The 26,082-nt window shown below is 73.0% G+C and carries 24 protein-coding genes and 1 pseudogene; 19 read left to right on the top strand and 6 right to left on the bottom strand.

Features of this window, described 5'->3' with window-relative positions; all coding sequences use genetic code 11:
• From M8H82_RS25115 to M8H82_RS25080, 8 genes and pseudogenes are all read left to right on the top strand, one after another.
• A pseudogene (locus tag M8H82_RS25115) lies at positions 1-719 on the top strand (hypothetical protein); the annotation flags it as partial.
• Between the two features lie 157 nt (positions 720-876).
• Positions 877-1,719: a nitrilase-related carbon-nitrogen hydrolase gene (locus tag M8H82_RS25110; protein WP_250077276.1), complete on the top strand. Its 843-nt coding sequence runs from the start codon at positions 877-879 to the stop codon at positions 1,717-1,719.
• The gene (locus M8H82_RS25105) at positions 1,716-3,005 is read left to right on the top strand and encodes an aspartate aminotransferase family protein (protein WP_250077275.1); all 1,290 of its coding nucleotides are present in this window, start codon (positions 1,716-1,718) and stop codon (positions 3,003-3,005) included. The genes M8H82_RS25110 and M8H82_RS25105 overlap by 4 nt, the downstream gene beginning before the upstream one ends.
• A 35-nt stretch (positions 3,006-3,040) precedes the next feature.
• Complete coding sequence (locus tag M8H82_RS25100; protein ID WP_250077274.1) at positions 3,041-4,615, top strand: PucR family transcriptional regulator; 1,575 nt, start codon at positions 3,041-3,043, stop codon at positions 4,613-4,615.
• 155 nt (positions 4,616-4,770) lie between these two features.
• Positions 4,771-5,613 (top strand): nitrilase-related carbon-nitrogen hydrolase, encoded by an 843-nt coding sequence (locus tag M8H82_RS25095; RefSeq protein ID WP_250077273.1) that lies wholly within the window; start codon positions 4,771-4,773, stop codon positions 5,611-5,613.
• Positions 5,614-5,644: 31 nt separating this feature from the next.
• The gene (gene hydA, locus M8H82_RS25090; RefSeq protein WP_250077272.1) at positions 5,645-7,039 is read left to right on the top strand and encodes a dihydropyrimidinase; all 1,395 of its coding nucleotides are present in this window, start codon (positions 5,645-5,647) and stop codon (positions 7,037-7,039) included.
• A gap of 11 nt (positions 7,040-7,050) precedes the next feature.
• Positions 7,051-8,070, top strand: a complete 1,020-nt coding sequence (locus M8H82_RS25085; protein WP_250077271.1) for a TIGR03842 family LLM class F420-dependent oxidoreductase — start codon at positions 7,051-7,053, stop codon at positions 8,068-8,070.
• A gap of 126 nt (positions 8,071-8,196) precedes the next feature.
• Positions 8,197-9,714, top strand: coding sequence for an NCS1 family nucleobase:cation symporter-1 (locus M8H82_RS25080; protein WP_250077270.1), 1,518 nt, complete (start codon positions 8,197-8,199; stop codon positions 9,712-9,714).
• A gap of 19 nt (positions 9,715-9,733) precedes the next feature.
• On the opposite strand, the gene M8H82_RS25075 is transcribed toward M8H82_RS25080, so the two are convergent.
• Both M8H82_RS25075 and M8H82_RS25070 read right to left on the bottom strand, forming a co-directional pair.
• A complete protein-coding gene (locus M8H82_RS25075) occupies positions 9,734-10,405 on the bottom strand; it encodes a hypothetical protein (RefSeq protein WP_250077269.1) in 672 nt (223 codons plus the stop codon).
• Between the two features lie 148 nt (positions 10,406-10,553).
• Positions 10,554-11,555 (bottom strand): carboxymuconolactone decarboxylase family protein, encoded by a 1,002-nt coding sequence (locus M8H82_RS25070; RefSeq protein WP_250077268.1) that lies wholly within the window; start codon positions 11,553-11,555, stop codon positions 10,554-10,556.
• 167 nt (positions 11,556-11,722) lie between these two features.
• On the opposite strand from M8H82_RS25070, the gene M8H82_RS25065 reads away from it, so the two are divergent.
• The 7 genes from M8H82_RS25065 to M8H82_RS25035 all read left to right on the top strand — a co-directional run bounded on the left by M8H82_RS25065 (position 11,723) and on the right by M8H82_RS25035 (position 19,792).
• Positions 11,723-12,817, top strand: coding sequence for a sensor histidine kinase (locus M8H82_RS25065; RefSeq protein ID WP_250077267.1), 1,095 nt, complete (start codon positions 11,723-11,725; stop codon positions 12,815-12,817).
• Entirely contained in the window at positions 12,814-13,479 is a 666-nt protein-coding gene (locus M8H82_RS25060; protein WP_250077266.1) for a response regulator transcription factor, read from the top strand. The genes M8H82_RS25065 and M8H82_RS25060 overlap by 4 nt, the downstream gene beginning before the upstream one ends.
• A 49-nt stretch (positions 13,480-13,528) precedes the next feature.
• Entirely contained in the window at positions 13,529-15,352 is a 1,824-nt protein-coding gene (locus M8H82_RS25055; protein ID WP_250077265.1) for a gamma-glutamyltransferase, read from the top strand.
• Between the two features lie 112 nt (positions 15,353-15,464).
• On the top strand, positions 15,465-16,313 hold the full coding sequence (locus tag M8H82_RS25050; protein ID WP_250077264.1) for an inositol monophosphatase family protein: 849 nt from the start codon (positions 15,465-15,467) through the stop codon (positions 16,311-16,313).
• A 108-nt stretch (positions 16,314-16,421) separates the two neighbouring features.
• A complete protein-coding gene (locus tag M8H82_RS25045) occupies positions 16,422-17,831 on the top strand; it encodes an NAD(P)/FAD-dependent oxidoreductase (RefSeq protein ID WP_250077263.1) in 1,410 nt (469 codons plus the stop codon).
• Positions 17,828-18,337 (top strand): O-acetyl-ADP-ribose deacetylase, encoded by a 510-nt coding sequence (locus tag M8H82_RS25040; RefSeq protein WP_250077262.1) that lies wholly within the window; start codon positions 17,828-17,830, stop codon positions 18,335-18,337. The genes M8H82_RS25045 and M8H82_RS25040 overlap by 4 nt, the downstream gene beginning before the upstream one ends.
• 171 nt (positions 18,338-18,508) lie before the next feature.
• The gene (locus tag M8H82_RS25035; protein WP_250077261.1) at positions 18,509-19,792 is read left to right on the top strand and encodes a hypothetical protein; all 1,284 of its coding nucleotides are present in this window, start codon (positions 18,509-18,511) and stop codon (positions 19,790-19,792) included.
• 3 nt (positions 19,793-19,795) lie between these two features.
• On the opposite strand, the gene M8H82_RS25030 is transcribed toward M8H82_RS25035, so the two are convergent.
• On the bottom strand, positions 19,796-20,152 hold the full coding sequence (locus M8H82_RS25030) for a metalloregulator ArsR/SmtB family transcription factor (protein ID WP_250077260.1): 357 nt from the start codon (positions 20,150-20,152) through the stop codon (positions 19,796-19,798).
• Between the two features lie 56 nt (positions 20,153-20,208).
• Between M8H82_RS25030 and M8H82_RS25025 the strand changes: the two genes are divergently transcribed.
• The 3 genes from M8H82_RS25025 to M8H82_RS25015 are packed head-to-tail and all read left to right on the top strand — an operon-like array spanning position 20,209 to position 24,148.
• Positions 20,209-22,119 carry a heavy metal translocating P-type ATPase gene (locus M8H82_RS25025; RefSeq protein WP_250077259.1) on the top strand — a complete coding sequence of 637 codons (1,911 nt, stop codon included), beginning with the start codon at positions 20,209-20,211 and terminating at the stop codon, positions 22,117-22,119.
• A 55-nt stretch (positions 22,120-22,174) separates the two neighbouring features.
• Positions 22,175-23,656 carry an AlkA N-terminal domain-containing protein gene (locus tag M8H82_RS25020; RefSeq protein WP_284049304.1) on the top strand — a complete coding sequence of 494 codons (1,482 nt, stop codon included), beginning with the start codon at positions 22,175-22,177 and terminating at the stop codon, positions 23,654-23,656.
• A 9-nt stretch (positions 23,657-23,665) separates the two neighbouring features.
• Positions 23,666-24,148, top strand: coding sequence for a methylated-DNA--[protein]-cysteine S-methyltransferase (locus tag M8H82_RS25015; protein WP_250077258.1), 483 nt, complete (start codon positions 23,666-23,668; stop codon positions 24,146-24,148).
• A gap of 20 nt (positions 24,149-24,168) precedes the next feature.
• On the opposite strand, the gene M8H82_RS25010 is transcribed toward M8H82_RS25015, so the two are convergent.
• On the bottom strand, positions 24,169-24,549 hold the full coding sequence (locus tag M8H82_RS25010) for a VOC family protein (protein ID WP_250077257.1): 381 nt from the start codon (positions 24,547-24,549) through the stop codon (positions 24,169-24,171).
• A gap of 14 nt (positions 24,550-24,563) precedes the next feature.
• Entirely contained in the window at positions 24,564-25,289 is a 726-nt protein-coding gene (locus M8H82_RS25005) for a Sir2 family NAD-dependent protein deacetylase (RefSeq protein WP_250077256.1), read from the bottom strand.
• A gap of 82 nt (positions 25,290-25,371) precedes the next feature.
• Between M8H82_RS25005 and M8H82_RS25000 the strand changes: the two genes are divergently transcribed.
• The gene (locus tag M8H82_RS25000; RefSeq protein WP_250077255.1) at positions 25,372-25,572 is read left to right on the top strand and encodes a type II toxin-antitoxin system VapB family antitoxin; all 201 of its coding nucleotides are present in this window, start codon (positions 25,372-25,374) and stop codon (positions 25,570-25,572) included.
• 12 nt (positions 25,573-25,584) lie between these two features.
• Here the strand turns inward: M8H82_RS25000 and M8H82_RS24995 are convergent, their stop codons facing one another.
• Complete coding sequence (locus tag M8H82_RS24995; protein ID WP_250077254.1) at positions 25,585-26,076, bottom strand: NUDIX hydrolase; 492 nt, start codon at positions 26,074-26,076, stop codon at positions 25,585-25,587.
• Between the last annotated feature and the right edge of the window lie 6 nt (positions 26,077-26,082).

The raw sequence follows: 26,082 nt of genomic DNA, 5'->3' as shown, positions 1-26,082 counted from the left end.
GCCGGGGCAGTGCCCGGTTCGCCGGGATGGACGAGGAGGCCGCCGCCCCCGTCGTCGTACCGCCCACCGCCGTGCCGTCCCTCCCCGAGCCCGCCGCCGCTCCGGGCCGCCGTAGCCCGCGAGGCGCCCGCTTCGCCGGGGCCGCCGAGGCCGTGGAACCCGCGCAGCCGCGGGTCGAGCCGGTGGACGGCGCGGACCGGCGGGAGGTCGTGGGCGCCGTGGAGAGGCTGCTGCGGCTGCGGCACGAGGGCCGTAGCGGTGAGGCGCACGCGCTGCTCGCCGAGATCGCGTACTCGTCGGCCGGGCGCTACCCCCTGCTCGCCGTCGAGCTCCAGCGGGCCGGGCTCGGCGCGGACTGGGCCACCCTGCTGTGGGAGGCCGCCTCGCTGCCCGCCGACCGGCTGGTCGCCGCCGCGGACGCGCTGGTCGCCGCGGGCCGGGAGGCCGACGCGGAGCAGATACTGCGGCAGGGGGTCGTCCGGTCCGCCGACGAGATCGGGCGGGTCGTGCTCGGGCTCGCCGAGGAGGGGCGCCGGCGCGAGATCGGGGCCCTGCTGGACGCCTACGTACGGGTCCGCACGCCCGAGGAGGCCGCCCGCAGCGTGGCCGCGGACCCGGGAACCCTCGTACCGTTGCTGCTGGAGGCCGCACGGGGTGTGTCGGACGAGCGGCACTGGGATCTCGTCCACGCGCTGAGGGTCGCCGGATTCGCCGCCTGACGGGCTGCGGGACTCACCCACAGGAGTGTGAAACCGGATCGACCCAGCGGGTTGATGACGATGGTCTTGGCAAGCCCGTCCGGGAGGCTTACGTTCGTGCCTCTACGGCCTGTGTCTACGGGCGTAGAGGCTCTGCGTCCCGTCGAAGGAGCAGCTCATGGCCAACGTCGTACGCGCCGCTCTGGTCCAGGCCACCTGGACCGGCGACACCGAGTCCATGGTGGCGAAGCACGAGGAGTACGCCCGCGAGGCGGCCCGCCGCGGCGCCAAGGTGATCGGGTTCCAGGAAGTCTTCAACGCCCCCTACTTCTGCCAGGTGCAGGATCCGGAGCACTACCGCTGGGCCGAGCCCGTGCCCGACGGGCCGACCGTGCGCCGGATGCGGGAACTCGCGCGGGAGACCGGCATGGTGATCGTCGTGCCGGTCTTCGAGATCGAGCAGTCCGGGTTCTACTACAACACCGCCGCCGTGATCGACGCCGACGGCTCGTACCTCGGCAAGTACCGCAAGCACCACATCCCGCAGGTCCACGGCTTCTGGGAGAAGTACTACTTCAAACCCGGAAACGCCGGCTGGCCGGTCTTCGAGACAGCCGTCGGCAAGGTCGGCGTCTACATCTGCTACGACCGCCACTTCCCGGAGGGCTGGCGGCAACTGGGCCTGAACGGCGCCCAGCTGGTGTACAACCCGTCCGCCACGCATCGCGGCCTCTCCGGCCACCTGTGGCGTCTCGAGCAGCCCGCGGCGGCCGTCGCCAACGAGTACTTCGTCGCCGCGATCAACCGCGTCGGCGTCGAGGAGTACGGCGACAACGACTTCTACGGGACGAGCTACTTCGTCGACCCGCGCGGGCAGTTCGTCGGGGAGGTCGCCAGCGACAGCAAGGAGGAACTCCTCGTCCGCGACCTCGACTTCGACGTCATCGAACAGGTGCGGCAGCAGTGGGCGTTCTACCGCGACCGCCGCCCCGACGCCTACGAAGGGCTGGTGCAGCCGTGACGGCCGACGACCTGCTGGGACGCCACCGCCGGGTGCTGCCCGACTGGCTCGCCCTCTACTACGAGGAGCCGCTGGAGATCACCCACGGCGAGGGCCGTCACGTCTGGGACGCCGAGGGCAACAAGTACCTCGACTTCTTCGGCGGCATCCTCACCACGATGACCGCGCACGCGCTGCCCGAGGTGACCAAGGCGGTGAGCGAGCAGGCCGGGCGGATCATCCACTCCTCGACCCTGTACCTGAACCGCCCGATGGTCGAACTCGCCGAACGCATCGCCCAGTTGTCGGGCATCCCGGACGCCCGCGTGTTCTTCACCACCTCCGGCACCGAGGCCAACGACACCGCGCTGCTGCTCGCCACCGCCCACCGGCGCAGCAACGCGATCCTGGCGATGCGCAACAGCTACCACGGCCGCTCCTTCAGCACGGTCGGCATCACCGGCAACCGCGGCTGGTCCCCGACCTCCCTGTCCCCGCTGCAGACGCTCTACGTCCACGGCGGGGTGCGCACGCGCGGCCCGTACGCCTCGCTGGGCGACGAGGACTTCATCGCGGCCTGCGTCGCGGACCTGAAGGACCTGCTCGGCCACAGCCGGGCGCCCGCGGCCCTGATCGCCGAGCCCGTGCAGGGCGTCGGCGGCTTCACCGCCCCGCCGGACGGCCTGTACGCGGCCTTCCGCGAGGTGCTCGCCGAGCGCGGCATCCTGTGGATCGCCGACGAGGTGCAGACCGGCTGGGGCCGCACCGGCGACCACTTCTGGGGATGGCAGGCGCACGGGCGGAACGGCCCGCCGGACATCGTCACCTTCGCCAAGGGCATCGGCAACGGGATGTCCATCGGCGGGGTGATCGCCCGCTCCGAGATCATGAACTGCCTGGACGCCAACAGCATCTCGACGTTCGGCGGCACGCAGGTCACCATGGCGGCGGGGCTCGCCAACCTGACGTACCTCCTGGAGCACGACCTCCAGGGCAACGCGCGGCGGGTCGGCGGGCTGCTCATCGAGCGGCTGCGGGCGGCCGCCGCGCAGGTGCCGTACGTACGGGAAGTGCGCGGGCGCGGACTGATGATCGGCATCGAGCTGGCCGAACCCGGGACGGACCGGGCGGCTCCCGAGGCGGCCGCCGCCGTCCTGGAGGCGGCCCGCGCGGACGGGCTGCTGATCGGCAAGGGCGGCGGGCACGACACCAGCGCGCTGCGGGTCGCCCCGCCGCTGTCGCTGTCCGTCGCGGAGGCTGAGGAGGGTGCCGCGATCCTCGAACGCGCTCTGCGGAGCCTTCAGTAACGCGCTCTGCGGAGCCTTCAGCAAGGGACACCGCCATGACCACCACCCTGGAGCCCGCCCTGTCGGTCCGTCAGGTCCTCACCCTGGAGCGGGTGCTGGCCGGGGAGCCCGAGGTGGTGGCCGGCGCCGGCCAGCTGGACCGGCCGGTGCGCTGGGTGCACGTGGCCGAGGCCGCCGACGTCGGCGTGATGCTGCGGGGCGGCGAGATGGTGCTGACCACCGGGGTGCTGCTGGCCGGCGACGACAGCGCGCAGGCCGAGTACGTCCAGTCCCTGCACCGCGCGGAGGCCGCGGCCGTGGTCCTCGGGCTCGGCCGCGCCTTCCCGGCCGCCCCGGAGGCGATGCGCCGGGTGGCCGAGCGGTGCGGGCTGCCGATGGTGGTCCTGCACCGGCCCTTCCCCTTCGCCGAGCTGACCGAGGAGGTCCAGTCCCGGCTGGTGCGGCGGAAGTTCGCCGCCGTCAGCCTCTCGGAGTCGGTACGGACCGCGCTCACCGCCCTGATCACCGCGGGCGCCCCGCTCCAGCGGCTGCTCGACGAGATCGCCCTGCACAGCGCCTGCCCGGTCGTCGTCACCAACCTGGCCCACCGGGTGCTGGCCACCGCGGGGGAGCGCTCGGCCGTGGACGACGTGCTGCGCGACTGGGAGCGCATCTCCCGGCAGGCATGGGGGCACCACCCAGGCCTTTCGGGCACGGGGGGAGGCAGCGCGGGCGACGGCTGGATCCGGGCCGAACTCGGCGGCCGGGGCGAGCGCTGGGGCCGGATCGTGCTGTGCGGCCACCGCGGCGACACCGCCACCGGGCGGCTGCTCGCCGACCGCGCCGCCGAGGCCCTGGTGCTGCACCGCATGCTCGGCGGCACCTCGGCCCGCACCTGGGAGGAGCAGTCCGCGCAGAGCCTGCTCACCGACCTGGTCGGCGGGGTCGTACCGGCCAGGCAGCTGCTGCCCCGGGCGCGGGCGGCCGGACTGCCCGTCAACCGGCGCACCTTCGTGCCGCTGGTCGTCCGGGGCGGCGACCCCGTCCGGCTCGACCGGGTGCTGCGCACGCTGGGGCTGCCCGGCATCGTCGCGGAGCTCGCCGATCCGGTCACCGCCGTGCTGCTGAGCCTCGCCCGGGACCAGGACGCGAGCGTGCTCACCGCCAACTTCGCGGCCCGGCTGCGCGGGGAGGCCCCGGGCACGGTGGTGGCCGCCGCCGACCCCCGCGCCGCCTGGGACGACGTGCCCGCGGGTCTGCGCGAGGCGCGGCATGTCGCCGATGCCGTGGCCGACGTCCTCGACGTCCCCGCGGTGGTGCGCCTGAAGGACGTCCATCTGCGTGGCCTGATCCGGCTGTTGCGGGACGACCCGCAGGTGCAGTCGTTCGCGGAGCGGGAGTTGGACGGGCTGCTGTGCGGACCGGAGGAGGACCTGCTGGCGGTGCTGCGCACCTACCTCGCCACCGGCCGCAACAAGTCCCGCACCGCCCAGCTCCACCATGTCTCCCGGCCCGCGCTCTACCGCCGGCTGGAGGCCATACAGGGCCGCCTGGGAGTGGACCTCGACGACTTCGAGCAGGCAGCCTCGGTGCACATCGCCCTGCTCGCACACGATGCGCAACAGAGCTGAAACATACGACGACCTGGGAGAACGGCGGTGAAACATGGGTCCACGAGCACGTGACACCGTGGCACGCCGGATGCCCGCAGACGTGACACCGTGCCACTCAGAGCACGCTCCCGGACTTCCTAGTCTCGCTGCACACCGAGCGACCGGAGGTCCCGATGAGCCGAGTGATCCGTGCCGCCCTCTTCCAGACCGCGTGGACGGGCGACAAGGAGTCGATGATCCAGGTGCACGAGCAGGCGGCCCGCGACGCGGCCGCGCAGGGTGCCCGCATCCTGTGCTTCCAGGAGCTGTTCTACGGACCGTACTTCTGCCAGGTGCAGGACAAGGCGTTCTACGAGTACGCCGAGCAGATCCCCGGGGGCCCGATCGTCCGGCGGTTCCAGGCGCTCGCCAAGGAGCTGGGCATCGTGCTGATCCTGCCGATGTACGAGGAGGAGCAGCCCGGCGTCCTGTACAACACCGCCGTCGTGCTGGACGCGGACGGCTCCTACCTGGGCAAGTACCGCAAGCACCACATCCCCCAAGTCCCGGGGTTCTGGGAGAAGTTCTACTTCCGTCCCGGCAACCTCGGCTGGCCGGTCTTCGAGACCGCCGTCGGCAGGGTCGGCGTCTACATCTGCTACGACCGCCACTTCCCCGAGGGCTGGCGGGCGCTGGGTCTCGCCGGCGCCGAGATCGTCTTCAACCCGTCCGCCACCTCGCGCGGCCTGTCCGCCTACCTGTGGCAGCTGGAGCAGCCGGCGGCGGCCGTCGCCAACGAGTACTTCGTCGGCGCGATCAACCGGGTCGGTGTCGAGGAACTGGGCGACAACGACTTCTACGGCACGACGTACTTCGTCGACCCCGAGGCCCGGTTCGTCGGCGAGGTCGCCTCCGACAAGGAGACCGAACTCGTCGTGCGCGACCTGGACCTGGCCAAGCTGCGCGAGGTCCGCGACCGCTGGCAGTTCTACCGGGACCGCCGCCCCGACGCCTACCCCCCGCTGACCGCACCCTGAGCACACCGCCCACCCCGGGAGGAGAGGGACCATGAGCAGCCGTACCGTCATCCGTGGCGGTCTCGTCATCACCGCGTCCGACGAGGTCCACGCCGACGTCCTGATCGAGGACGGCCGCATCGCCGCCCTCGCCGTGCCCGGTACGCAGAGCTGGAGCGCGGACCGCACGATCGACGCCACCGGGAAGTACGTCATCCCGGGCGGCGTCGACGTCCACACCCACATGGAACTGCCCTTCGGCGGCACCTTCGCCGCCGACACCTTCGAGACCGGCACCCGGGCCGCCGCCTGGGGCGGTACGACCACCATCGTGGACTTCGCCGTGCAGAGCGTCGGACAGGGCCTGCGCGAGGGCCTGGACGCCTGGCACGCCAAGGCCGAGGGCAACTGCGCCATCGACTACGGCTTCCACATGATCGTCTCCGACGTGAACCAGGACACGCTCAAGGAGATGGACCTGCTGGTGGAGGAGGGCGTCACCTCCTTCAAGCAGTTCATGGCCTACCCGGGCGTCTTCTACAGCGACGACGGCCAGATCCTGCGCGCCATGCAGCGCTCCGCCGAGAACGGCGGCCTGATCATGATGCACGCCGAGAACGGCATCGCCATCGACGTGCTGGTGGAGCAGGCGCTGGCGCGCGGGGAGACCGACCCGCGCTACCACGGGGAGGTGCGCAAGGCGCTGCTGGAGGCCGAGGCCACGCACCGCGCCATCCGGCTCGCCCAGGTCGCGGGCGCCCCGCTGTACGTCGTGCACGTCTCGGCGATGGAGGCGGTCGCCGAGCTGGCGCGAGCGCGCGACGACGGGCTCAATGTCTTCGGCGAGACCTGCCCGCAGTACCTGTTCCTGTCCACCGACAACCTCGCCGAGCCGGACTTCGAGGGCGCCAAGTACGTCTGCTCCACTCCGCTGCGCCCCCGGGAGCACCAGGCCAAGCTCTGGCAAGGCCTGCGCACCAATGACCTCCAGGTCGTCTCCACCGACCACTGCCCGTTCTGCTTCGTGGGCCAGAAGGAGCTCGGCCGGGGCGACTTCTCCAAGATCCCCAACGGTCTTCCGGGCGTGGAGAACCGGATGGACCTCCTTCACCAGGCCGTCGTCGACGGGCACATCTCGCGCCGCCGGTGGATCGAGATCGCCTGCGCCACCCCGGCCCGGATGTTCGGCATGTACCCGAAGAAGGGCACCCTCGCGCCCGGCTCCGACGCCGACGTCGTCATCTACGACCCGGGCGCCGAGCAGGTCATGTCGGCGGACACCCACCACATGAACGTCGACTACTCGGCCTACGAGGGCAGGCGCACCACCGGCCGGGTGGAGACGGTCCTCTCCCGCGGCGACGTCGTCATCAGCGAGCGGGAGTACACCGGCCGCGCCGGGCACGGGGTCTACATCCCCCGCTCCACCTGTCAGTACCTCAGCTAGGAGTGGAGCACATGGACTTCGGACTCGTCCTCCAGACCGACCCGCCCGCCTCGAAGGTCGTCAGCCTGATGAAGCGGGCCGAGCGCAACGGCTTCACCCACGGCTGGACCTTCGACTCCGCCGTGCTGTGGCAGGAACCGTTCGTGATCTACAGCCAGATCCTGTCCAACACGGCGAAGCTGACGGTCGGGCCGATGGTCACCAACCCGGGCACCCGCACCTGGGAGGTCACCGCCTCCACCTTCGCCACCCTCAACGACATGTTCGGCAACCGCACGATCTGCGGCATCGGCCGCGGCGACTCCGCGATGCGGGTGGCCGGGCGCAAGCCCAACACCCTCGCCCGGATCAGCGAGGCCATGAAAGTCATCCGCGCCCTCGCGAGCGGCGAGGAGGCCGACCTCGGCGGCACGGTGATCAGGTTCCCGTGGATCAAGCCGGGCGCCCGGCTCCCCGTCTGGATGGCCGCGTACGGGCCGAAGGCGCTGAAGATGACCGGCGAGGAGGCGGACGGCTTCATCCTCCAGCTCGCCGACCTGTACCTCACCGAGTACATGGTCAAGGCGGTGAAGGACGCGGCCGTCGCCGCGGGACGCCCGGCCGACGCGGTGAAGATCTGTGTCGCCGCCCCCGCCTACGTCACCGAGGACGACTCGCCCGCCGCGCTCGCCCACGCGCGCGAGCAGTGCCGCTGGTTCGGCGGGATGGTCGGCAACCACGTGGCCGACCTGGTCGCCAAGTACGGCGAGCACTCCGCCGCCGTACCCGACGAACTCACCGACTACATCAAGTCCCGCGCGGGGTACGACTACTCCCACCACGGACGGGCCGACAACCCCGACACCGCCTTCGTGCCGGACGAGATCGTCGACCGGTTCTGCCTCATCGGCCCGGTGGACAAGCACATCGAGAAGCTGACCGCCCTGCGCGAGCTGGGCGTCGACCAGTTCGCCGTCTACGACATGCACGATGCGCAGGAAGCCGTCATCGACGCGTACGGGGCCCACGTCATCCCCGCGCTCCGCGGCTGACCTCCCTCCCCGGACCCCCCTCCCCGCCGTCCCGGGGAGGGGCCCAGGGCGCTCTCCCTCAGCGCACCCCCCACCGGCGCCACCCGCACGGCCTTTCCCGTCCCACCGTCCCTGATTGGCCTGCCCATGACCGACACCGCTCCCACGGCGATACCGCCGTCCTCCCAAGTCACCCTGGCCGACGGCCGGGTGGAGCTCGCCCCGGGGTCCCCGCCGCCCAGCGGCCGCTACGCCAACGACGACCTGCTCCCGGTCCCGGTGGAGAAGCGGACCTGGACCACGTACAACTTCTCCGCCCTGTGGGTCGGCATGGCCCACAACACCGCCTCCTGGACCCTCGCCTCCGGGCTCATCGCCGTCGGCATGGACTGGAAGCAGGCGGTGTTCACCATCGCGCTGGCCAATGTGATCGTGCTGGTGCCTATGCTGCTCACCGGGCACGCCGGGCCCAAGTACGGCATCCCCTTCCCGGTGTTCGCCCGCGCCTCCTTCGGCATCCGCGGCGCCAACCTGCCCGCCGTAGTCCGGGCGTTGGTGGCGTGCGGCTGGTTCGGCATCCAGACCTGGATCGGCGGCGGGGCGATCTTCTTCCTGGCCGGGAAGCTGATCGGGGACGGCTGGGCCGACGCGGGGAGGATCGGCGGGTACGCCTGGACCATGTGGCTGTCCTTCGCCATCTTCTGGGCGATCCAGGTCGCGATCATCTACCGGGGCATGGAGACGATCCGCCGGTTCGAGAACTGGGCGGCGCCCTTCGTGCTGGTCGGCGCCTTCGTGATGCTGTGGTGGATGAGCGAGAAGGCCGGCGGCTTCGGCCCGCTGCTGGACCAGCCCTCCAGGCTCGGCTGGGACGGCGACTTCTGGAAGCTGTTCTGGCCCTCCCTCATGGGCATGATCGGCTTCTGGTCCACGCTGTCGCTGAACATCCCCGACTTCACCCGGTACGGCAAGAGCCAGAAGGCCCAGACCTGGGGACAGGCGCTCGGACTGCCCACGACCATGACGCTGTTCGCGTTCCTGTCGGTGATGGTCACCTCCGGCTCGGCGGCGGTGTACGGCGAACCGATCTGGGACCCGGTGCAGTTGGCCGCCAAGACCGACAACGTGGTCGGGCTGCTGTTCGCCCTGGTGACCGTGCTGGTGGCGACCCTGTCGGTGAACGTCGCGGCCAACCTGGTCTCCCCGGCCTTCGACTTCTCCAACATCGCACCCCGGAGGATCAGTTTCCGCACCGGCGCCCTCGCCACCTGCGTCCTCGGCGTGCTGATCTTCCCCTGGAAGCTGTACTCCGACCCCGAGGGCTACATCTTCACCTGGCTCGGCCTGGTCGGCGGACTGCTCGGCACGGTCGCCGGCATCCTCATCGCCGACTACTGGATCCTGCGCCGCACCCGGCTCGACCTGACCGACCTGTACCGCACCGGCGGGCGCTACTGGTACGAAGGCGGCTGGAACTGGCGGGCCGTGGTGGCCTTCCTGACCGGGGGTGTGCTGGCCATCGGCGGGGCGGACTTCGACCCGCTCATCGACGGCACTCCCGTCCCGGCGCTCTCCTCGCTCGCCGACTACGGCTGGGCGGTGGGCCTCGGCACCTCGATGGTGCTGTATCTCGCGCTGATGCTGCCGCACCGGCGCAGCGTGTAGCGGCATCCGCGGAGGACGGTCAGCCCTTCCGGCCGTCCTCCAGCGCCGCCACCGCCTCCTTGGCGGCCTTGATGGCGCCCTTGTTGATCTCGTCGGAGCTGGGCGCCTCCTTCGTCTCGAAGTCGCTGCCGTTGTAGGTGACGACCACCAGCGCGTTGGACACCCGGGCCAGCACCACGCCCTCGCGGGTCTTCTGCTCGTCCTCGGTGGTCAGGTTCACCACCGAGTACCCCGCGTCCCCGAGGCCCGGAACATCCCCTCCGCCGCTCCTGTCCTCGACTCGCTGCCGGTACGACTTCCGGGCGGCTTCGTCCGAGTCCGTGATCTCGAAGGAGACGTCGAGCCAGCGGTAGTCGTACCCCTTGAGCGCGTTCCAGGAGCAGGTGCGGCGCAGTTCGGTGTCCGTGGACGGGATCTCCTTGCCGGCCGTCCTGGCGCCCGGAACCAGCGCCTTGACCGTGGCCGGGGAGACGCTGCCGCAGGGCGCGGGGGCCCCGGTGTACGTCTTGGCGGCGGCCGAGGCCGAGGGAGCCGTGGCGGACTTGTTCTCCGTCCGCTCCTGCGCCTGCGGCGCGGCGGCCTCCGGTTCCGCGGCGAACGGGCCGGACGTCAGCGCCCAGCCCGCCGCGGCGAGCACCACGACGGGGGACAGGCGGGCGGTGAGGGCGAGCGGGAGGGGGTAGGAACGCACGGCGCACTTTTCGTGGGGGACGGTGCGGAGGGGGTCCGCACTGCGGACGGGACGGCAGTTTCGCACGACTGACTGTGGGGCGGAAGGGTCAACTCGCTCCGTGCACGGGCGGTGACACAGGCCCACCGCCCATGCACCGTCTGCCCTGTTATGTCCGTGCGACGGACCGGCTCAGCGCGGACTCGATCCGGTCGACCGCCAGGAACGCCCCGTGGGCCACGAGGTGCACCAGGCAGTGGTCGGTGTGCTCGGGCCGCCGCCAGGCCGCCACGTCCTCGTCGGTGATCCGGTACGGCGCGAGGGCCGCCAGCAGGGCCAGCCGCGCCCCCGGCCGCTCCCGGCGGTCCGGGAACCCCTCGAGCTTCAGTCCCGGATGCCGCCCGTCCCAGTGCCACAGCCTCTCCCGTACGAGGTCCTGGTCGTCGGCGTCGAGCAGGTCGGCGCCCGCCATGGCCGCCCGCAGCAGCGCCGCGTAGGCCGGTCCCACGGCACGGTCGCCCGCCCACGCCGGAGCCTCACCGGGCTCGGCACCCTCCAGCAGCGGGAGCGACGCACCGGGCACCGCCGTGCGGCGCACGGTCCGGGAGAGCGAACGGCCGGCCAGACTGCGCACGCACCTCAGCCGCTGGGCGTTCACCGGCATCAGGCCCCCGGACACCAGCGCCGACACCATCCGGTTGATGAAGTGGAAGGCGAGCGCCGTGCCGACGTACCCGGGAGCGTGCTCGCGGGGGAAGGGGTACGGCTGCGTCGCGGGCGTCGGCACGCGGGTCCGCCTGCCCCACTCCAGCACGCGCGCGTGCTCCTCGTTCTCCGGGCGCTCCCCGCGCACCAGGCGTTCGGCGAGGGCGTGGTCGCCGGTGGCGTGCAGCAGCACGGTGTGGGCGTCCACGCAGAACGGGCACTGGTTGGCCTGGGACACCCCGTACGCCGCCAGTTCCTTGCCGGTCCGGCTGCCGGGGCCCGCGATCAGCGACTCGCGCATCAGCGCCCAGGTGGCGGTGAGGATGTCCGGCGCCGAGGAGAGCACCACGAAGGTGACCGGCTCGTCGACGCCGAAGTCGTGGGAGAGCTGCCGGTAGACCTCGGCGACGCGTCCGGTGGCCGCCCTGGGCGGCACGGGCCGGGTGTAACGGAAGGATGTGGTCATGGGCCCCAGCGTGCTCCGTGCGGGGGTCCGCGGTCGTCGTACGGCCGAAGGGAGTTGACGCTGCTCCGGGCGGGTGGCCGGGGAGCGGTGACTACTGCGGGGGGAGTAGTGCCGAAGTTGTCCACAGGGCCGACGCCGGTGTCGGCGCGGGCGTCTACTGTGCCGTCATGAGCGGGATCACGGTCACACGCGCGCATCTCGCCGACGCGGCCCTCGCGGTCGTCGTCGGCGCCCTGGTGCTGACCACGGCCGTCGGCGGCGCCCTCGTGGACTACGCGCTCGTCGCCGCCGGCTGCGGGGCGCTCGCGTTCCACCGGGCGGCGCCCCGGGCCGTGCTGGCGGTCGCCACCGTGAGCGGCGCCGCCCACGTGCTGCACGCCCAGCCCGGCACGCTGGCCGCCCTGCCCGTCATCGGCGCCGTGCACACGGCCGCCCGGGTCGGCCACCGGGGGCTCGCGGGGGCGGCGGCCGGGATCTTCCTCGCCGCGCACCTCGCGGCCGGCCCCGGCACCCAGGAGGTGCTGGAGAAGTCCGCGCTGCTCGCGGGCTGGTTCCTGTGCGCTGTGGTGACCGGGCTCGCCGACCGCAACTGGCAGGCCTACCTGCGCCAGACCGAACAGCGCGCGGCGGAGGCGGAGCGCACCCGGGAGGAGGCCGCCCTGCGCCGGGCCGGTGAGGAACGCCTGCGCATAGCCCGGGAGTTGCACGACTCGCTCACCCACAGCATCTCGATCGTCAAGCTCCAGGCGGGCGTCGCCGTGCACCTCGCCCGCAAGCGCGGCGAGGAGGTGCCGCCCGCGCTGCTCGCCATCCAGGAGGCGAGCGGGGAGGCCATGCGGGAGCTGCGGGCCACGCTGGAGGTGCTGCGCACCGACGAGCCGGGCGGCGATCCGGCGCTGCTGGTGGAACGGGCACGGGCGGCGGGCCTCGCGGCCGAGCTGGCGGTGACCGGGGACGCGCGCCCGCTGCCCGCGACCGTGGACCGGGCCGTGTACCGCATCGTCCAGGAGGCGCTCACCAACGCGGCCCGGCACGCGGGCCAGGCGCAGATCAGCGTGGAACTCGCCTACGGGCAGGAGGACGTGACGGTCCGGGTGGACGACGACGGCAACGCCGTCCCGGACCGTCCGCCGGTGCCCGGCATCGGGCTCACCGGCATGCGCGAGCGCGTCACGGCCCTCGGCGGCACGCTGCACGCGGGCCCGCGCGCGGAGGGCGGCTTCTCGGTGCGGGCCCACCTGCCGCTGGGGGAGACCGGATGATCAGGGTGGCGCTGGTCGACGACCAGGCGCTGATGCGGGCCGGATTCCGGGCCCTGCTGGACGCCGAGGACGGCATCGAGGTGGTCGGCGAGGCGGCCGACGGGGAGCGGGGCGTGGCCCTCGTCCGCGCGCACGCGCCCGACATCGCCCTGATCGACGTCCAGATGCCGGTGATGACGGGGATCGAGGCGACCCGCCTGATCGCCGCCGACCCCGCGCTCGCGGACGTCCGCGTGGTGATGCTCACCAACTACGGCCACGACGAGTACGTCTTCGAGGCGCTGCGCGCGGGCGCGAGCGGCTTTCTGCTGAAGGACACCGAACCGGCCGACCTGCTCCAGGCGATCGAGGTCGTGGCCCGCGGCGAGGCGCTGCTGTCCCCGTCGGTGACCCGCACGCTCATCGGCGAGTTCGTCGCCCGCCCCCCGGACCGGGCCACCGCCCCCGGCCTGGAGTGCCTCACCCGCCGCGAACGCGAGGTGACGGCGCTGGCCGCCCGCGGCCTCAGCAACGAGGAGATCGCCGAGCACATGGTCATCAGCCCCTTCACGGCCAAGACCCACGTCAGCCGCGCCATGACCAAACTGGGCGCCCGGGACCGCGCCCAATTGGTCGTGTTCGCCTACGAGTCGGGGCTGGTGACGGCCCGCGGCGGGACCTGACCCGCGTACGATCGCCCGACCGGCAGCCGCGCATCCGAGGAGCCCGCCCGTGTTCACCTCCCGCCCCACGCTCCAGGGCACCTTCGGCATGGTGTCCGCCACCCACTGGCTGGCCGCCCAGTCGGCGATGGCCGTCCTGGAGGACGGCGGCAACGCCTTCGACGCGGCCGCGGCGGGGGCGTTCGTGCTGCACGTCGTCGAGCCGCACTTGAACGGCCCGGCCGGCGAGGTCCCGATCCTGCTCGCCCCGGCGGGCGGCGAGGTGCGGGTGCTGTGCGGCCAGGGCGTCGCCCCGGCCGGGGCGACCGTCGCGCACTACCGGGGGCTCGGCCTGGACCTGGTCCCCGGCACCGGCCCGCTGGCCGCCGCGGTGCCCGGCGCCTTCGACGCCTGGATGCTGCTGCTGCGCGACCACGGCACGAAATCCCTCGCCGACGTGCTCAAGTACGCCGTCGGATACGCCGAGCACGGACACGCGCCCGTGGAGAACGTCGGCGCCACCGTCGAGACCGTGCGGGAGCTGTTCGAGACGGAGTGGACGTCGTCGGCGCGGGTGTACCTGCCGGACGGCACGGCACCGCGCCCCGGCCGGCTGTTCCGGAACCCCGCCCTCGGCGCCACCTGGAAGCGGCTGCTCGACGAGGTCGCCGGGGCCGGCGACCGGGAGGCGCGCATCGAGGCGGCCCGCCGGGTGTGGCGCACCGGATTCATCGCCGAGGCGCTCGTCCGGCAGGCCGGGCGGCCCACTCTGGACACCAGCGGTGAGCACCACACCGGCACCCTCACCGCCGACGACCTCGCCGGCTGGTCCGCGACGTACGAGGCGCCGGTGACGTACGACTGGAACGGCTGGACGCTGTGCAAGGCCGGTCCCTGGAGCCAGGGCCCGGTCCTGCTCCAGCAGCTCGCGCTGCTGCCCGCCGAGCTGCCGCCCCACGGCTCCGCCGACTACGTCCACCTGCTGATCGAGGGCTGCAAGCTCGCCATGGCCGACCGGGAGGCCTGGTACGGGGACACGGGCGAGGTGCCGGTCGCGGAGCTGCTGTCCGCCCGGTACAACGCGCAACGGCGGGCGCTCGTGACCGGCCGCGCCTGCGACGAACTGCGGCCCGGGAGCCCCGGCGGGCGGGAACCCAGGCTGCCGGCGCACGCGCGCGTGGTGCTCGACGACGCCTCCTCCACGGCGCCCGGCGCCGGAGAGCCCACGGTCGCCCGGCTCTCCGCCTCACCGGTGCCCGGCGAGCCCCGGGTGGGCGGGGACGGGGCCACCCGGGGCGACACCTGCCACCTGGACGTCGTCGACCGCTGGGGCAACATGGTCTCGGCCACGCCCAGCGGCGGCTGGCTGCAGTCCAACCCCGTCGTGCCCGAACTGGGCTTCCCGCTCGGCAGCCGGCTCCAGATGGCCTGGCTGGAGGAGGGACTGCCCGCCTCGCTGACCCCCGGGCGCCGCCCGCGCACCACGCTCTCGCCCTCGCTCGCACTACACGACGGGGAGCCGGTCCTGGCGTTCGGCACGCCCGGCGGCGATCAGCAGGACCAGTGGCAGCTGCACTTCTTCCTGGCGGTGGCACTGCGCGGGCCGGTGCGCGGCGGCCTCGACCTCCAGGGCGCGATCGACGACCCGAACTGGCACAACGACAGCTTCCCCGGCTCCTTCTTCCCGCGCGGGACGCGCCCGGGCAGCGTGACCGTCGAGTCACGCATGCCCGCGGACGTGATCGAGGAGCTGGTCGGGCGGGGGCACCGGGTGACGGTCGGCGAGCCCTGGTCGGAGGGGCGGCTGTGCGCGGTCGCGCGGGATCCGCGGACCGGGGTGCTGTCGGCGGCGGCCAATCCGCGGGGGATGCAGGGGTACGCCGTGGGGAGGTGACCATTTCAGGCCGATTCGGCATGTCAGGCGCGAATCAGCCTGTTCACGCTGATTCCACCCGGCATTTACCGGCGAGGCGGGGATTGTCAGTGCGGCGTGCTCTCATGGAGACATGATCGTAGACACGGAAACCATCGACGAGTTTCTCGCTCGGCACGCCTCTGACGTGGAGGAAGCGGTCCGCCGGGCCGCCGCTCAGGAGATCGTCCCGCGCTGGCGGAAGCTCGCCGCACACGAAGTCGACCAGAAGAGCGGACCGCACGACCTGGTGACGGACGCCGACCGCAAAGCCGAGCAGTACCTCACCGAGGCACTCGGCACCCTGCTGCCCGGCTCCGTCGTGGTCGGCGAGGAGGCGGTGCACGCCAACCCCGCGACCTACGAGGCGATACAGGGCGCGGCGCCCGTCTGGATCGTCGACCCCGTCGACGGCACCCGCCAGTTCGTCCGCGGCGAGACCGGGTTCTGCACCCTCGTCGCGCTGGTCCAGGGCGGCGAGCTGCTCGCCTCCTGGACCTATGCACCGGCCCGCGACCAACTGGCCACCGCCGTACGCGGCCGGGGCGCCTACCTCGACGGCGAGCGGCTGCACTCCGGTGCGCCGGACCCCGGCCACGACCTGCGGGTGGCGACGTCCCACCCGGACTACACCACCGACGAGCAGAAGAACGCCCTGCTCGGCCTGTGGAGCGAGGGAGTGGCGCCCCGCGCCTGCGGCTCGGCGGGCCTGGAGTATCTGGCCGTCGCCCGGGGCGAGTCGGACGCGGTCGCGTTCAGCTGGGAAGCGGCGTGGGACCACGCGGCGGGCCTGCTGCTGGTCGAGGAGGCGGGCGGCGCCCATCTGACCCTCACCGGCGAACCGTTCCGCGTCACCGGCGGCAACGCCCTGCCGTTCACGGCGGCGCGGGACGCGGCGACGGCGAGGCGGGTGCGGGAACTCCTCCTGCGAGCGGCACCCTGACCCGTCGAGCGGCGCGATCCGACGGGCCCGCGCCGGCTCGTGGGCGGGCCCGGCATATCCTGACCTCGAGTGGCCATCGGCTGACGAAGGAGTCCGAAGGTGCCGTCGATGCTCGACGCGGTAGTGGTGGGTGCGGGGCCGAACGGACTGACCGCTGCCGTGGAGCTGGCCCGCCGCGGCTTCTCCGTCGCCCTGTTCGAGGCTCGTGACACCGTCGGCGGAGGTGCCCGCACCGAGGAGCTCACCCTCCCCGGGTTCCGCCACGACCCGTGCTCGGCGGCCCATCCGCTCGGCGTCAACTCCCCGGCGTTCCGGGCCCTTCCGCTGGAGCGGTACGGCCTGGAGTGGCTGCACGCCGACCTGCCCATGGCGCACCCGTTCCCCGACGGCACCGCCGCGGTGCTCTCCCGCTCGGTCGGGGAGACGGCCGCCTCCTTCGGCGCACGGGACGCGGGGGCGTACCGCAGGCTGGTCCAGCCGTTCCTGCCGCGGTGGGACACCCTGGTCCGGGACTTCATGTCCCTGCCGCTGACCGCGCTGCCCCGCGATCCGGTCACGCTCGCCCGCTTCGGCCTGGCGGGCCTGCCTCCGTCGACCTGGCTGACCCGCCGCTTCCAGGGGGAGCGCGCCAAGACCCTGTTCGCCGGCCTGGTCGCCCATGTGATGGCCCCGCTGAACGGCTTCGCCACCGGCGCCGTGGGCCTGGTCTTCGCGCTGGCCGCGCACGCCCGCGGCTGGCCGGTGGCCCGGGGCGGCTCCCAGTCGATCTCGGACGCGCTGGCCGCCTACCTGCGGGACCTCGGCGGCTCGATCCACACCGACTACGAGGTCAAGCGCCTCGACGACCTGCCGCCCGCGCGCGCGTACGTCTTCGACACCTCGCCCACCGCCCTGGCCCGGATCGCGGGGCTCGGCCGCTCCTACGACAACTACCGGTACGGCGCGGGCGTGTTCAAGATCGACTACGCGCTGGACGGCCCGGTCCCGTGGACCGCGCCGGAGGCCCGCCGCGCGGGGACGGTGCAGATCGGCGCCGACAGCGCCGAGATCGGCACCGCGCTGCGCGCGGCCTCCCGGGAGGGCCGTGCGCCCGACCGGCCGTTCCTGATCACGGTCCAGCCGAGCGTCGTCGACCCGGGCCGGGCCCCGGCGGGCAAGCAGGTGTTCTGGGCGTACGCCCATGTGCCCAACGGCTGGACCGGCGACCTCACGGACGTGATCGAACGCCAACTGGAGCGCTACGCCCCGGGGTTCCGCGACCGGGTCCTCGCCCGTGCCACGGCGGGCCCGCCCGAGCTCGCCGCCCGCAACGCCAACTACGTGGGCGGCGACATCGGCTCCGGGGCGTCCTCCGGACTCCAGCTCATGCTGCGGCCCAAGCTGTCTCTGTTCCCCTACGGCACTCCGCATCCGGCGGTCTTCATCTGTTCCTCCGCCACCCCGCCCGGACCCGGGGTGCACGGCATGTCGGGACACAACGCGGCGAAAGCCGTCTGGCGGAAGCTGAGGCAGCCATGACCACCCTCACGCTGGTCCAGGGTGACATCACCCGCCGGACCGCCGACGCGATCGTCAACGCCGCCAACTCCTCCCTGCTCGGCGGGGGCGGCGTGGACGGCGCGATCCACCGCCGGGGCGGCCCCGCGATCCTGGAGGAGTGCCGCAAGCTGCGCGCCTCCCGGTACGGCAGGGGCCTGGCCACGGGCCGGGCGGTCGCCACCACGGCTGGCAACCTGGACGCCCGCTGGGTGATCCACACCGTAGGGCCCGTCTTCAGCGCCACCGAGGACCGCTCCGGCCTCCTCGCCTCCTGCTACCGCGCATCCCTGGGCGTGGCCGACGAGCTGGGCGCCCGCACGATCGCCTTCCCGGCCATCTCCACCGGCGTCTACCGCTGGCCCATGGAGGACGCGGCCCGGATCGCGATCGAGACGGTCCGGAGCACGCCGACGGAGGTCGAAGAGGTGACGTTCGTCCTCTTCGACGAGCGGGCGTACGCGGCCTTCGAGCAGCAGCTTTCCTAGGCGGGCGCCGGCCGCGCCGGCCCCCGGCCTCGTGCCCCGCCCGCCCCGTCGTGCCCCGGGCCGCTGAGCGGACGCGCCGCCACGGCCTTCTCACCCGGACGGTCCGTCCGAGGTCGCCTCCCTCCCGCTCCCGGGGTCTGCTGGGCCCAGGGCAGCAGGAGGGAGCACGGCATGACCAGTGGCGCGGACCCCTCGGGAGCGGGGCGGGACGAGATCCAGCGGCTGCAAGCCCGTATCGAGGCGCTGGAGGCCGAGCGCGCCGTGCGTCCGCGACGGCACCGCGTGAAGTCGCTGCTCGCCGCCCTGCTGATCGTCCTCGGCTGCATCCTGACCCCACTGGGCGCCGTCGCCGCGTGGACCGCCGACATCACGCGGGACAGCGACCGCTACGTCGACACGGTCGAACCCCTCGCGCGTGACCGGGACATCCAGAACGCCGTGGCGGGGCGGGTCAGCGATGCCGTGATGACCCACCTCGACCTGAAGGCGCTGCTGTCGCAGACCCCGGTGGCGGACCGGCCGCTGGTGGAGAAGGCCCTGGGGAAGCTGGGCGGTTCACTGGAGAACGCGGTCCGCAGTTTCGTGCACGACAAGGCGCAGGCCGTCATCGCCTCGGACACCTTCGACCGGATCTGGGCCGAGGCCAACCGCCGGGTGCACAAGGCCGTCGTCAAGGCACTGACCGGCGAAGGCGGCGGCGCCGTGAAGGTGGAGGGCGACACGGTGACCATCGACCTCGGTCCGGTCGTCGAAGAGGTCAAGAAGCGTCTCGTCGACGACGGCCTGACGGTCGCGGCGAAGATCCCCGAGATCCACACCGACTTCACCGTCATCAAGTCGGAGGACATCGGCCAGGCCCGTACCGGGTTCCGGCTGCTGCAGCTCACCGGATTCTGGCTCCCGATCGTCTCCGTGCTGCTGATCGCGGGCGGGGTCCTGCTGGCCACCCACCGCCGCCGGGCCCTGATCGCCGGCGCCCTCGGCTTCGCCTTCGCGGCCGGACTGCTCGGCATCGCCCTGACCGTCTTCCGTGTGGTCTACCTCGACGCCCTGCCCTCCGGCATCTCGCAGCCCGCCGCCGAGGCCGTGTACGACACCATGGTCCGGTTCCTGCGCACCGGCGTCCGCGTGGCGATCGCCCTCGGTGTGGTGGTCGCCCTCGCCGCCTGGCTCACCGGACCCGGCCGCCGGGCCGGTTTCGTACGGCAGATGTGGCACGCGGGCATCGGCGCCGTGCGCTCGACGGCCGACCGGGCGGGCCTGCGCACCGGCCCGGTGGGACGCTTCACCCACCGCTACCGCACCTGGATCACCTGGGTGCTGGTGGCCGCTGCGGTCCTGACGTTCGTGCTGTGGCCGTACCCGACCGGCTGGGTCGTCGTCGGCCTGGCTCTCACCCTGCTCCTCGCGCTCGCGATCGTCGACTTCGTGGCCGAGGACGAGGTCACCGCGTAGCCCTCACTCCGTCGCGTCGCTGATCCCCAGCCGCAGATGCTCCACGTGGTAGACGGCCTGGTCGAGGAGTTCGGCGACATGGTGGTCGTGCAGCGCGTACACCACCGACCGGCCGCGCCGCTCGCCCACCACCAGGCCCAGGTTGCGCAGCAGCCGCAGCTGGTGCGAGCAGGCGGACTGCTCCATGCCCACCTCGGCGGCCAACTCGGTGGCTGGCAGCGGCCCTTCGCGCAGCCGCGCGAGGATCAGCAGGCGGGAGGGGGTGGACAGGGCCTGGAGGGTGGTCGCCACCTTCGCGACGTTGTCCGCGTCCAGGCGTACGCGGTCGTCCGCGGTGGTGGTGACGGCTCCATGACCCATGGGCGTATCCTACCCACCACACATGAACAGATGAATGAGTCTTCATGTGTTCCTGTATGGTGGCCCGCGTGTCCACCGCACTCGCCCCCGCCGCCACGCCCGCACCCGCCCCGACGGCTCCCCGCCGCCGTACCCGGATCCTCGCCCTGCCCGAGGCCCGCTGGGCGCTCATCGCGACCGTCGCCTTCATGCTCGGCCTCACCCTCGACCTGACCGGTGCGCCCGGCTGGGCCTTCGGCCCGCTGTACGCCGTCGCCTATGTCACCGGCGGCTGGGAGCCCGCGCTCGAAGGGCTGCGGGCGCTGCGCGAGAAGACCCTCGACGTCGATCTGCTGATGATCGTCGCGGCACTCGGCGCCGCCGCGATCGGGCAGGTCCTCGACGGCGCCCTGCTGATCGTCATCTTCGCCACCTCCGGCGCCCTGGAGGCCCTGGCCACCGCCCGCACCGCCGACTCCGTGCGCGGCCTGCTCGACCTGGCGCCCACCACCGCGACCCGGGTCACCGAAGCGGGGGAGGAGACCGTACCGACCGCCGGACTCGCCGTCGGCGACGTGCTGCTGATCCGCCCCGGCGAGCGCATCGGCGCCGACGGCCGGATCCTCGACGGCACCAGCGAGGCCGACGAGGCCACCATCACCGGCGAGCCCCTGCCGGTCGTCAAGCGCCCCGGCGACGACGTCTTCGCGGGCACCCTCAACGGCGCCGGCGCCCTGCGCGTCCGGGTCGAGCGCGACCCCGCCGACTCGGTGATCGCCCGGATCGTCACCCTGGTCGAGGAGGCGTCCCGCACCAAGGCGCCGACCCAGCTGTTCATCGAGAAGATCGAGCAGCGCTACGCCGTGGGCATCGTGATCGCCACCCTCGCGGTCTTCGGCATCCCGCTCGCCTTCGGCGCCGAACTCACCGACGCCCTGCTGCGCGCCATGACCTTCATGATCGTCGCCTCGCCCTGCGCGGTGGTCCTCGCCACCATGCCGCCGCTGCTGTCCGCCATCGCCAACGCGGGCCGGCACGGCGTCCTGGTCAAGTCGGCCGTCGCCATGGAACGCCTCGGCGAGATCGACACCACCGCCCTCGACAAGACCGGCACCCTCACCGAAGGGGCCCCCGAGGTGACCGGCATCCGCCCGCTGCCGGAGTCCGGCCTCGACGAGGACGCCCTGCTCGCCCTCGCCGCCTCCGCCGAGCACCCCAGCGAGCACCCGCTGGCCCGCGCGATCGTCGCCGCCGCCCGCACCCGGGGCCTCGCCCTCACCCCCGCCGAGGACTTCACCGCCCTCCCCGGACAGGGCGTCACCGCCACCGTCGAGGGGCGCGAGGTGAGCGTGGGCCGCGCCACCGCCGACAGCGACGCCACCGTCGTCCAGGTGACCCGCGACGGCAGGCCGGTCGGCACCCTCGCCCTCACCGACCGCCTGCGCGCCGAGGCCCCCGCCACCACGGCCGCCCTCACCGCCCTGACCGGCACCGCCCCCGTCCTGCTCACCGGCGACCACGCCGGCGCCGCCGCCCGGGTCGCCGGGGCCACCGGCCTCACCGACGTCCGCGCGGGACTGCTCCCCGAGGACAAGGTCGCCGCCGTACGCGACCTCCAGGACCGGGGCCGCAAGGTGCTCTTCGTCGGCGACGGCGTCAACGACGCCCCCGCCCTGGCCGCCGCCCACTCCGGCATCGCCATGGGCCGCGCGGGCTCCGACCTGGCCCTGGAGACCGCGGACGCGGTGATCGTGCGCGACGAGCTGACGACCGTGCCCGCGGTGGTACGGCTGTCCCGGACCGCCCGCCGGCTGGTGGTGCAGAACCTGGTCATCGCGGGGGTCTTCATCACCGGCCTCGTGCTGTGGGACCTGATCGGACACCTTCCGCTGCCGCTCGGCGTGGCGGGCCACGAGGGCTCGACCGTGCTGGTCGGACTCAACGGACTGCGGCTCCTGCGTGAATCGGCATGGTCGCAGGACCGCTGAGGTTGATGTCGGATTCTCGCCAGCCATCCTTCGGCGCGTGCTCGATGCTGGACCCATGCAGAAGGGGATGCACACCCAGACCGAGCACTGCGTACGGGCCGTCCAGGCCAAGGACGCGCGCTTCGACGGATGGTTCTACACCGCCGTCCTGACCACCGGCATCTACTGCCGGCCCAGCTGTCCGGTGGTCGCGCCCAAGCCGGGGAACATGGTGTTCCACCCGAGCGCGGCCGCCTGCCAGCAGGCCGGCTTCCGGGCCTGCAAGCGGTGCCGCCCGGACGCCAGCCCCGGCTCACCGGAGTGGAACCGGCGCGCCGACCTGGTGGCCCGCGCCATGCGGCTGATCGCCGACGGCGTGGTGGACCGCGAGGGCGTGCCCGGCCTCGCCGCCCGGCTCGGCTACAGCACCCGGCAGGTCGAACGCCAGCTCCTCGCCGAGCTGGGCGCGGGCCCCCTCGCCCTGGCCCGCGCCCAACGCGCCCAGACAGCACGCCTGTTGATCGAGACGACGCCGCTGCCGATGGCGGAGATCGCCTTCGCCGCCGGGTTCTCCTCGATCCGTACCTTCAACGACACCGTGCGCGAGGTCTTCGCGCTCGCCCCGAGCGACCTGCGGACCCGCGCACCCCGCAGCACCCCCGGACACACCCCGGGCGTCCTCGGCCTCCGGCTGCCGTTCCGCGCCCCCCTCAACCCCGACAACCTCTTCGGCCACCTCGCCGCGACCGCCGTACCCGGCGTGGAGGAGTGGCGGGACGGCGCCTACCGGCGCACCCTGCGCCTGCCCTACGGCCACGGCATCGTCGCCCTCACCCCGAAGTCCGACCACATCGGCTGCCGGCTCACCCTCAGCGACCTGCGCGACCTGCCCGTCGCCATCAGCCGCTGCCGCCGCATGCTCGACCTGGACGCCGATCCGGTCGCCGTCGACGAGCAGCTCGGCGCGGACGACCTGCTCGCCCCGCTGATCGCCAAGGCGCCCGGACGGCGCGTCCCGCGCACGGTCGACGAGGCGGAGTTCGCCGTACGGGCGGTCCTCGGCCAGCAGGTCTCCACCGCCGCCGCCCGCACCCACGCGGCCCGCCTGGTCACCGCGCACGGCGAACCGGTCGAGGACCCCGAGGGCGGCCTCACCCACCTCTTCCCGGCGCCCGGGGCGCTGGCGGCGGTGGACCCGCAGTCCCTGGCGATGCCGCGTACCCGCCGTACGACGCTCACCACCCTCGTGCGCCAACTCGCCGACAGATCACTCCACCTGGGAGTGGAGAGCGACTGGGAGGAGGCCCGCGCCCGGCTGCTCGCCCTCCCCGGCTTCGGCCCGTGGACGGTGGACGTCATCGCGATGCGGGCCCTCGGCGACCCCGACGCCTTCCTCCCCACCGACCTCGGGATCCGCCGCGCGGCAGCGGAGTTGGGGCTGCCCTCCACCCCCGCCGCCCTCACCGCACGCGCCGCGGCCTGGCGGCCCTGGCGGGCGTACGCCGTCCAGTACCTGTGGGCGGCCGACAGCCACCCGATCAACTTCCTTCCGGTCTAAGGACGTTCCATGTACCAGCACACCGTGATCGACAGCCCGTACGGCCCCCTCACCCTGGTCGCCGACGACGGCGTCCTGTGCGGCCTCTACATGACCGAGCAGCGCCACCGACCACCGGAGGAGACCTTCGGCCACCGCGACGACACCGTGTTCGGGGCCGCGCAGGAGCAGCTGGCGGCCTACTTCGCGGGCGAGTTGAAGGAGTTCACCCTCGAACTGCGCCTGAAGGGGACCCCGTTCCAGCGCCGCGTCTGGGACCAACTGCGCACGATCCCCTACGGCGAGACCCGCTCGTACGGCGAACTGGCCGACGCCCTCGGCAACCCCACCGCCTCCCGCGCGGTCGGACTCGCCAACGGCAGGAACCCGATCGGCATCATCGTCCCCTGCCACCGGGTCGTGGGAGCCAACGGCAGCCTCACCGGCTACGGCGGCGGCCTGGCCCGCAAGCAGCAACTGCTCGGCTTCGAGAGCGGTACGGCCCTGTTCTGAGGCCGAGCACCACTGCAGCACTAGGCCCCGGGCTCGCCCGCCCGCTCCGCCGCACTGCGCTCCACGCAGAACTCGTTGCCCTCCGGATCGGCAAGGACCGCCCAGCCCTTGCCGTCCGGGGTGCGGCGGTCGTCGATCAGCGTGGCCCCGAGGGCGAGGACCCGCTCGACCTCCTCGTCCCGGGAGAGGTCCGTCGGCTGCAGGTCCAGATGCACCCGGTTCTTCACCGCCTTGGGATCCGGGACCGTGACGAACAGCAGCCCCGCCCCCTCGATCAGCGCGTCCTCGTCGCCCGGCCTGTCGTCCTCGTGCACGGGCAGCCCGAGCACCCGGGACCAGAAGGAGGCGAGACGGTAGGCGTCGGCGGAGTCGATCGTCACATGGCGGACGGCAGAAGTCATGATCGCATTCTGGGCTACCTGCCGAGCCCGCGCAGCACCTCGGGCAGCGCGGTGCCGATCGGCTCCCGGACCACCTCGTCGGCGAGTTCGTCGTACGGCGTCGGCTCGGCGTTCACGATGACGAGCCGTGCGCCGTGGTCGGCGGCGACCCCGGCGAGACCCGCCGCCGGCTGCACCTGGAGGCTGGTGCCGACCGCGATGAACACCTCGCAGGCCTTGGTGATCGAGAGCGCCTGGCCCAGCACCTCCGGGTCGAGCCGCTCGCCGAACATCACCGTGGCCGGCTTCAGGATCCCCCCGCACTCCAGGCACGGCGGGTCCTCCTCACCGGCCTCGAGCCGGGCGAGGGCGTCCTCCATCGGGCCGCGGGCACGGCACCCGGTGCACACCACACCGTGCGCGGATCCGTGCAGTTCGAGCACCTTGCGCGCCGGCATCCCGGCGAGCTGGTGCAGCCCGTCCACGTTCTGCGTGATCACCCTGACCGGCACCCCGGACCGCTCCAGCTCGGCGACCGCGTAGTGCGCGGCGTTCGGCTCCGCCCCCAGCGTGCGGTTCTCGCGCCGCATCCGCCAGGAACGCCGGCGGATCTCCGGATCGCCCATGTAGTACTCGTACGTCACGAGCTTCTCGGCGTCCGGATCGCGCCGCCACAGTCCGTTCGGCCCGCGATAGTCCGGGATCCCGGAGTCGGTGCTGATACCGGCGCCGCTCAGGAGGGCGACGAGGGGCTTGGTCATGGCACCGAGGGTAGGCGGGAGCCCGGAGTGCGGCGAACGGATATTCGGGTCGCCGGGCACCCGGCGGTGGTAGCGTCCGCGCATGGCCAAGGTCACCGTCTCGCTCGACGCCGAACTCGTCGTCGAAGCCATGGTCCTCGCGGGCGTGGGCAGCCCCCAGGACGCCGTCGAACTGGTCGTCCGCGACTACATCGCGCGCGGTCACCGCACCGAGGCCCGCCTTGCCGAACGCGACGACGCGCTGCGCGAGGTCGATGCCAGGCCCCGGGACATCGAGGGCTGACCCGGGTCCGGTTCAGCCGACCCGGTGCCCGTTCTCCAGTTCCGCCGTGCCCCCGCCGTCCGCGAGGACGTCCAGCGCGGCCAGCACCCGGCGGCCCAGGGCGCCCGGCAGATGACCGGTGAGCTCCTCGCGCGCGACCAGACGCCAGGACAGCAGTTCCTCCTCCTGGAGCCGGATCGCCTTGAGGTCGTCCTCGCCGAGGACGCCACCGTCGTACAGATAGGCGACCAGCGGCGGCCGGCCCGTGCCGTGCACCCAGTCCACCGCGAGCAGCGGGCCGAGCTCCACGTCAAGGCCGATCTCCTCGGCCGTCTCCCGGCGCGCGCCCTGGCGCGGGGTCTCACCGGCGTCGGACTCGACCGTACCGCCCGGCAGCGCCCAGCCCTCCCGGTAGTTGGGCTCGACGAGCAGCACCCGCCCCTGCGCGTCCCGGAACAGGGCGGCGGCACCGGCGAGAACGCGGGGGAGCCCCGCGATGTACGTGGCGAAGTCCTGAGTGGTCATCCAGGA

It is taken from the genome of Streptomyces sp. YS415, assembly GCF_023544665.1.
Taxonomy (GTDB): Bacteria; Actinomycetota; Actinomycetes; order Streptomycetales; family Streptomycetaceae; genus Streptomyces.
Note: the sequence above shows the minus strand (reverse complement) of the source record. Positions and strands in the feature narration are given on the sequence as shown.

Coding starts and splice junctions, on each gene's coding strand:
- M8H82_RS25110 (WP_250077276.1), top strand. CDS start 877: ATGGCCAACGTCGTACGCGCCGCTCTGGTCCAGGCCACCTGGACCGGC.
- M8H82_RS25100 (WP_250077274.1), top strand. CDS start 3,041: ATGACCACCACCCTGGAGCCCGCCCTGTCGGTCCGTCAGGTCCTCACC.
- M8H82_RS25095 (WP_250077273.1), top strand. CDS start 4,771: ATGAGCCGAGTGATCCGTGCCGCCCTCTTCCAGACCGCGTGGACGGGC.
- hydA (WP_250077272.1), top strand. CDS start 5,645: ATGAGCAGCCGTACCGTCATCCGTGGCGGTCTCGTCATCACCGCGTCC.
- M8H82_RS25085 (WP_250077271.1), top strand. CDS start 7,051: ATGGACTTCGGACTCGTCCTCCAGACCGACCCGCCCGCCTCGAAGGTC.
- M8H82_RS25080 (WP_250077270.1), top strand. CDS start 8,197: ATGACCGACACCGCTCCCACGGCGATACCGCCGTCCTCCCAAGTCACC.
- M8H82_RS25070 (WP_250077268.1), bottom strand. CDS start 11,555: ATGACCACATCCTTCCGTTACACCCGGCCCGTGCCGCCCAGGGCGGCC.
- M8H82_RS25065 (WP_250077267.1), top strand. CDS start 11,723: ATGAGCGGGATCACGGTCACACGCGCGCATCTCGCCGACGCGGCCCTC.
- M8H82_RS25060 (WP_250077266.1), top strand. CDS start 12,814: ATGATCAGGGTGGCGCTGGTCGACGACCAGGCGCTGATGCGGGCCGGA.
- M8H82_RS25050 (WP_250077264.1), top strand. CDS start 15,465: ATGATCGTAGACACGGAAACCATCGACGAGTTTCTCGCTCGGCACGCC.
- M8H82_RS25045 (WP_250077263.1), top strand. CDS start 16,422: ATGCTCGACGCGGTAGTGGTGGGTGCGGGGCCGAACGGACTGACCGCT.
- M8H82_RS25040 (WP_250077262.1), top strand. CDS start 17,828: ATGACCACCCTCACGCTGGTCCAGGGTGACATCACCCGCCGGACCGCC.
- M8H82_RS25035 (WP_250077261.1), top strand. CDS start 18,509: ATGACCAGTGGCGCGGACCCCTCGGGAGCGGGGCGGGACGAGATCCAG.
- M8H82_RS25030 (WP_250077260.1), bottom strand. CDS start 20,152: ATGGGTCATGGAGCCGTCACCACCACCGCGGACGACCGCGTACGCCTG.
- M8H82_RS25025 (WP_250077259.1), top strand. CDS start 20,209: ATGGTGGCCCGCGTGTCCACCGCACTCGCCCCCGCCGCCACGCCCGCA.
- M8H82_RS25020 (WP_284049304.1), top strand. CDS start 22,175: ATGCAGAAGGGGATGCACACCCAGACCGAGCACTGCGTACGGGCCGTC.
- M8H82_RS25015 (WP_250077258.1), top strand. CDS start 23,666: ATGTACCAGCACACCGTGATCGACAGCCCGTACGGCCCCCTCACCCTG.
- M8H82_RS25010 (WP_250077257.1), bottom strand. CDS start 24,549: ATGACTTCTGCCGTCCGCCATGTGACGATCGACTCCGCCGACGCCTAC.
- M8H82_RS25005 (WP_250077256.1), bottom strand. CDS start 25,289: ATGACCAAGCCCCTCGTCGCCCTCCTGAGCGGCGCCGGTATCAGCACC.
- M8H82_RS25000 (WP_250077255.1), top strand. CDS start 25,372: ATGGCCAAGGTCACCGTCTCGCTCGACGCCGAACTCGTCGTCGAAGCC.
- M8H82_RS24995 (WP_250077254.1), bottom strand. CDS start 26,076: ATGACCACTCAGGACTTCGCCACGTACATCGCGGGGCTCCCCCGCGTT.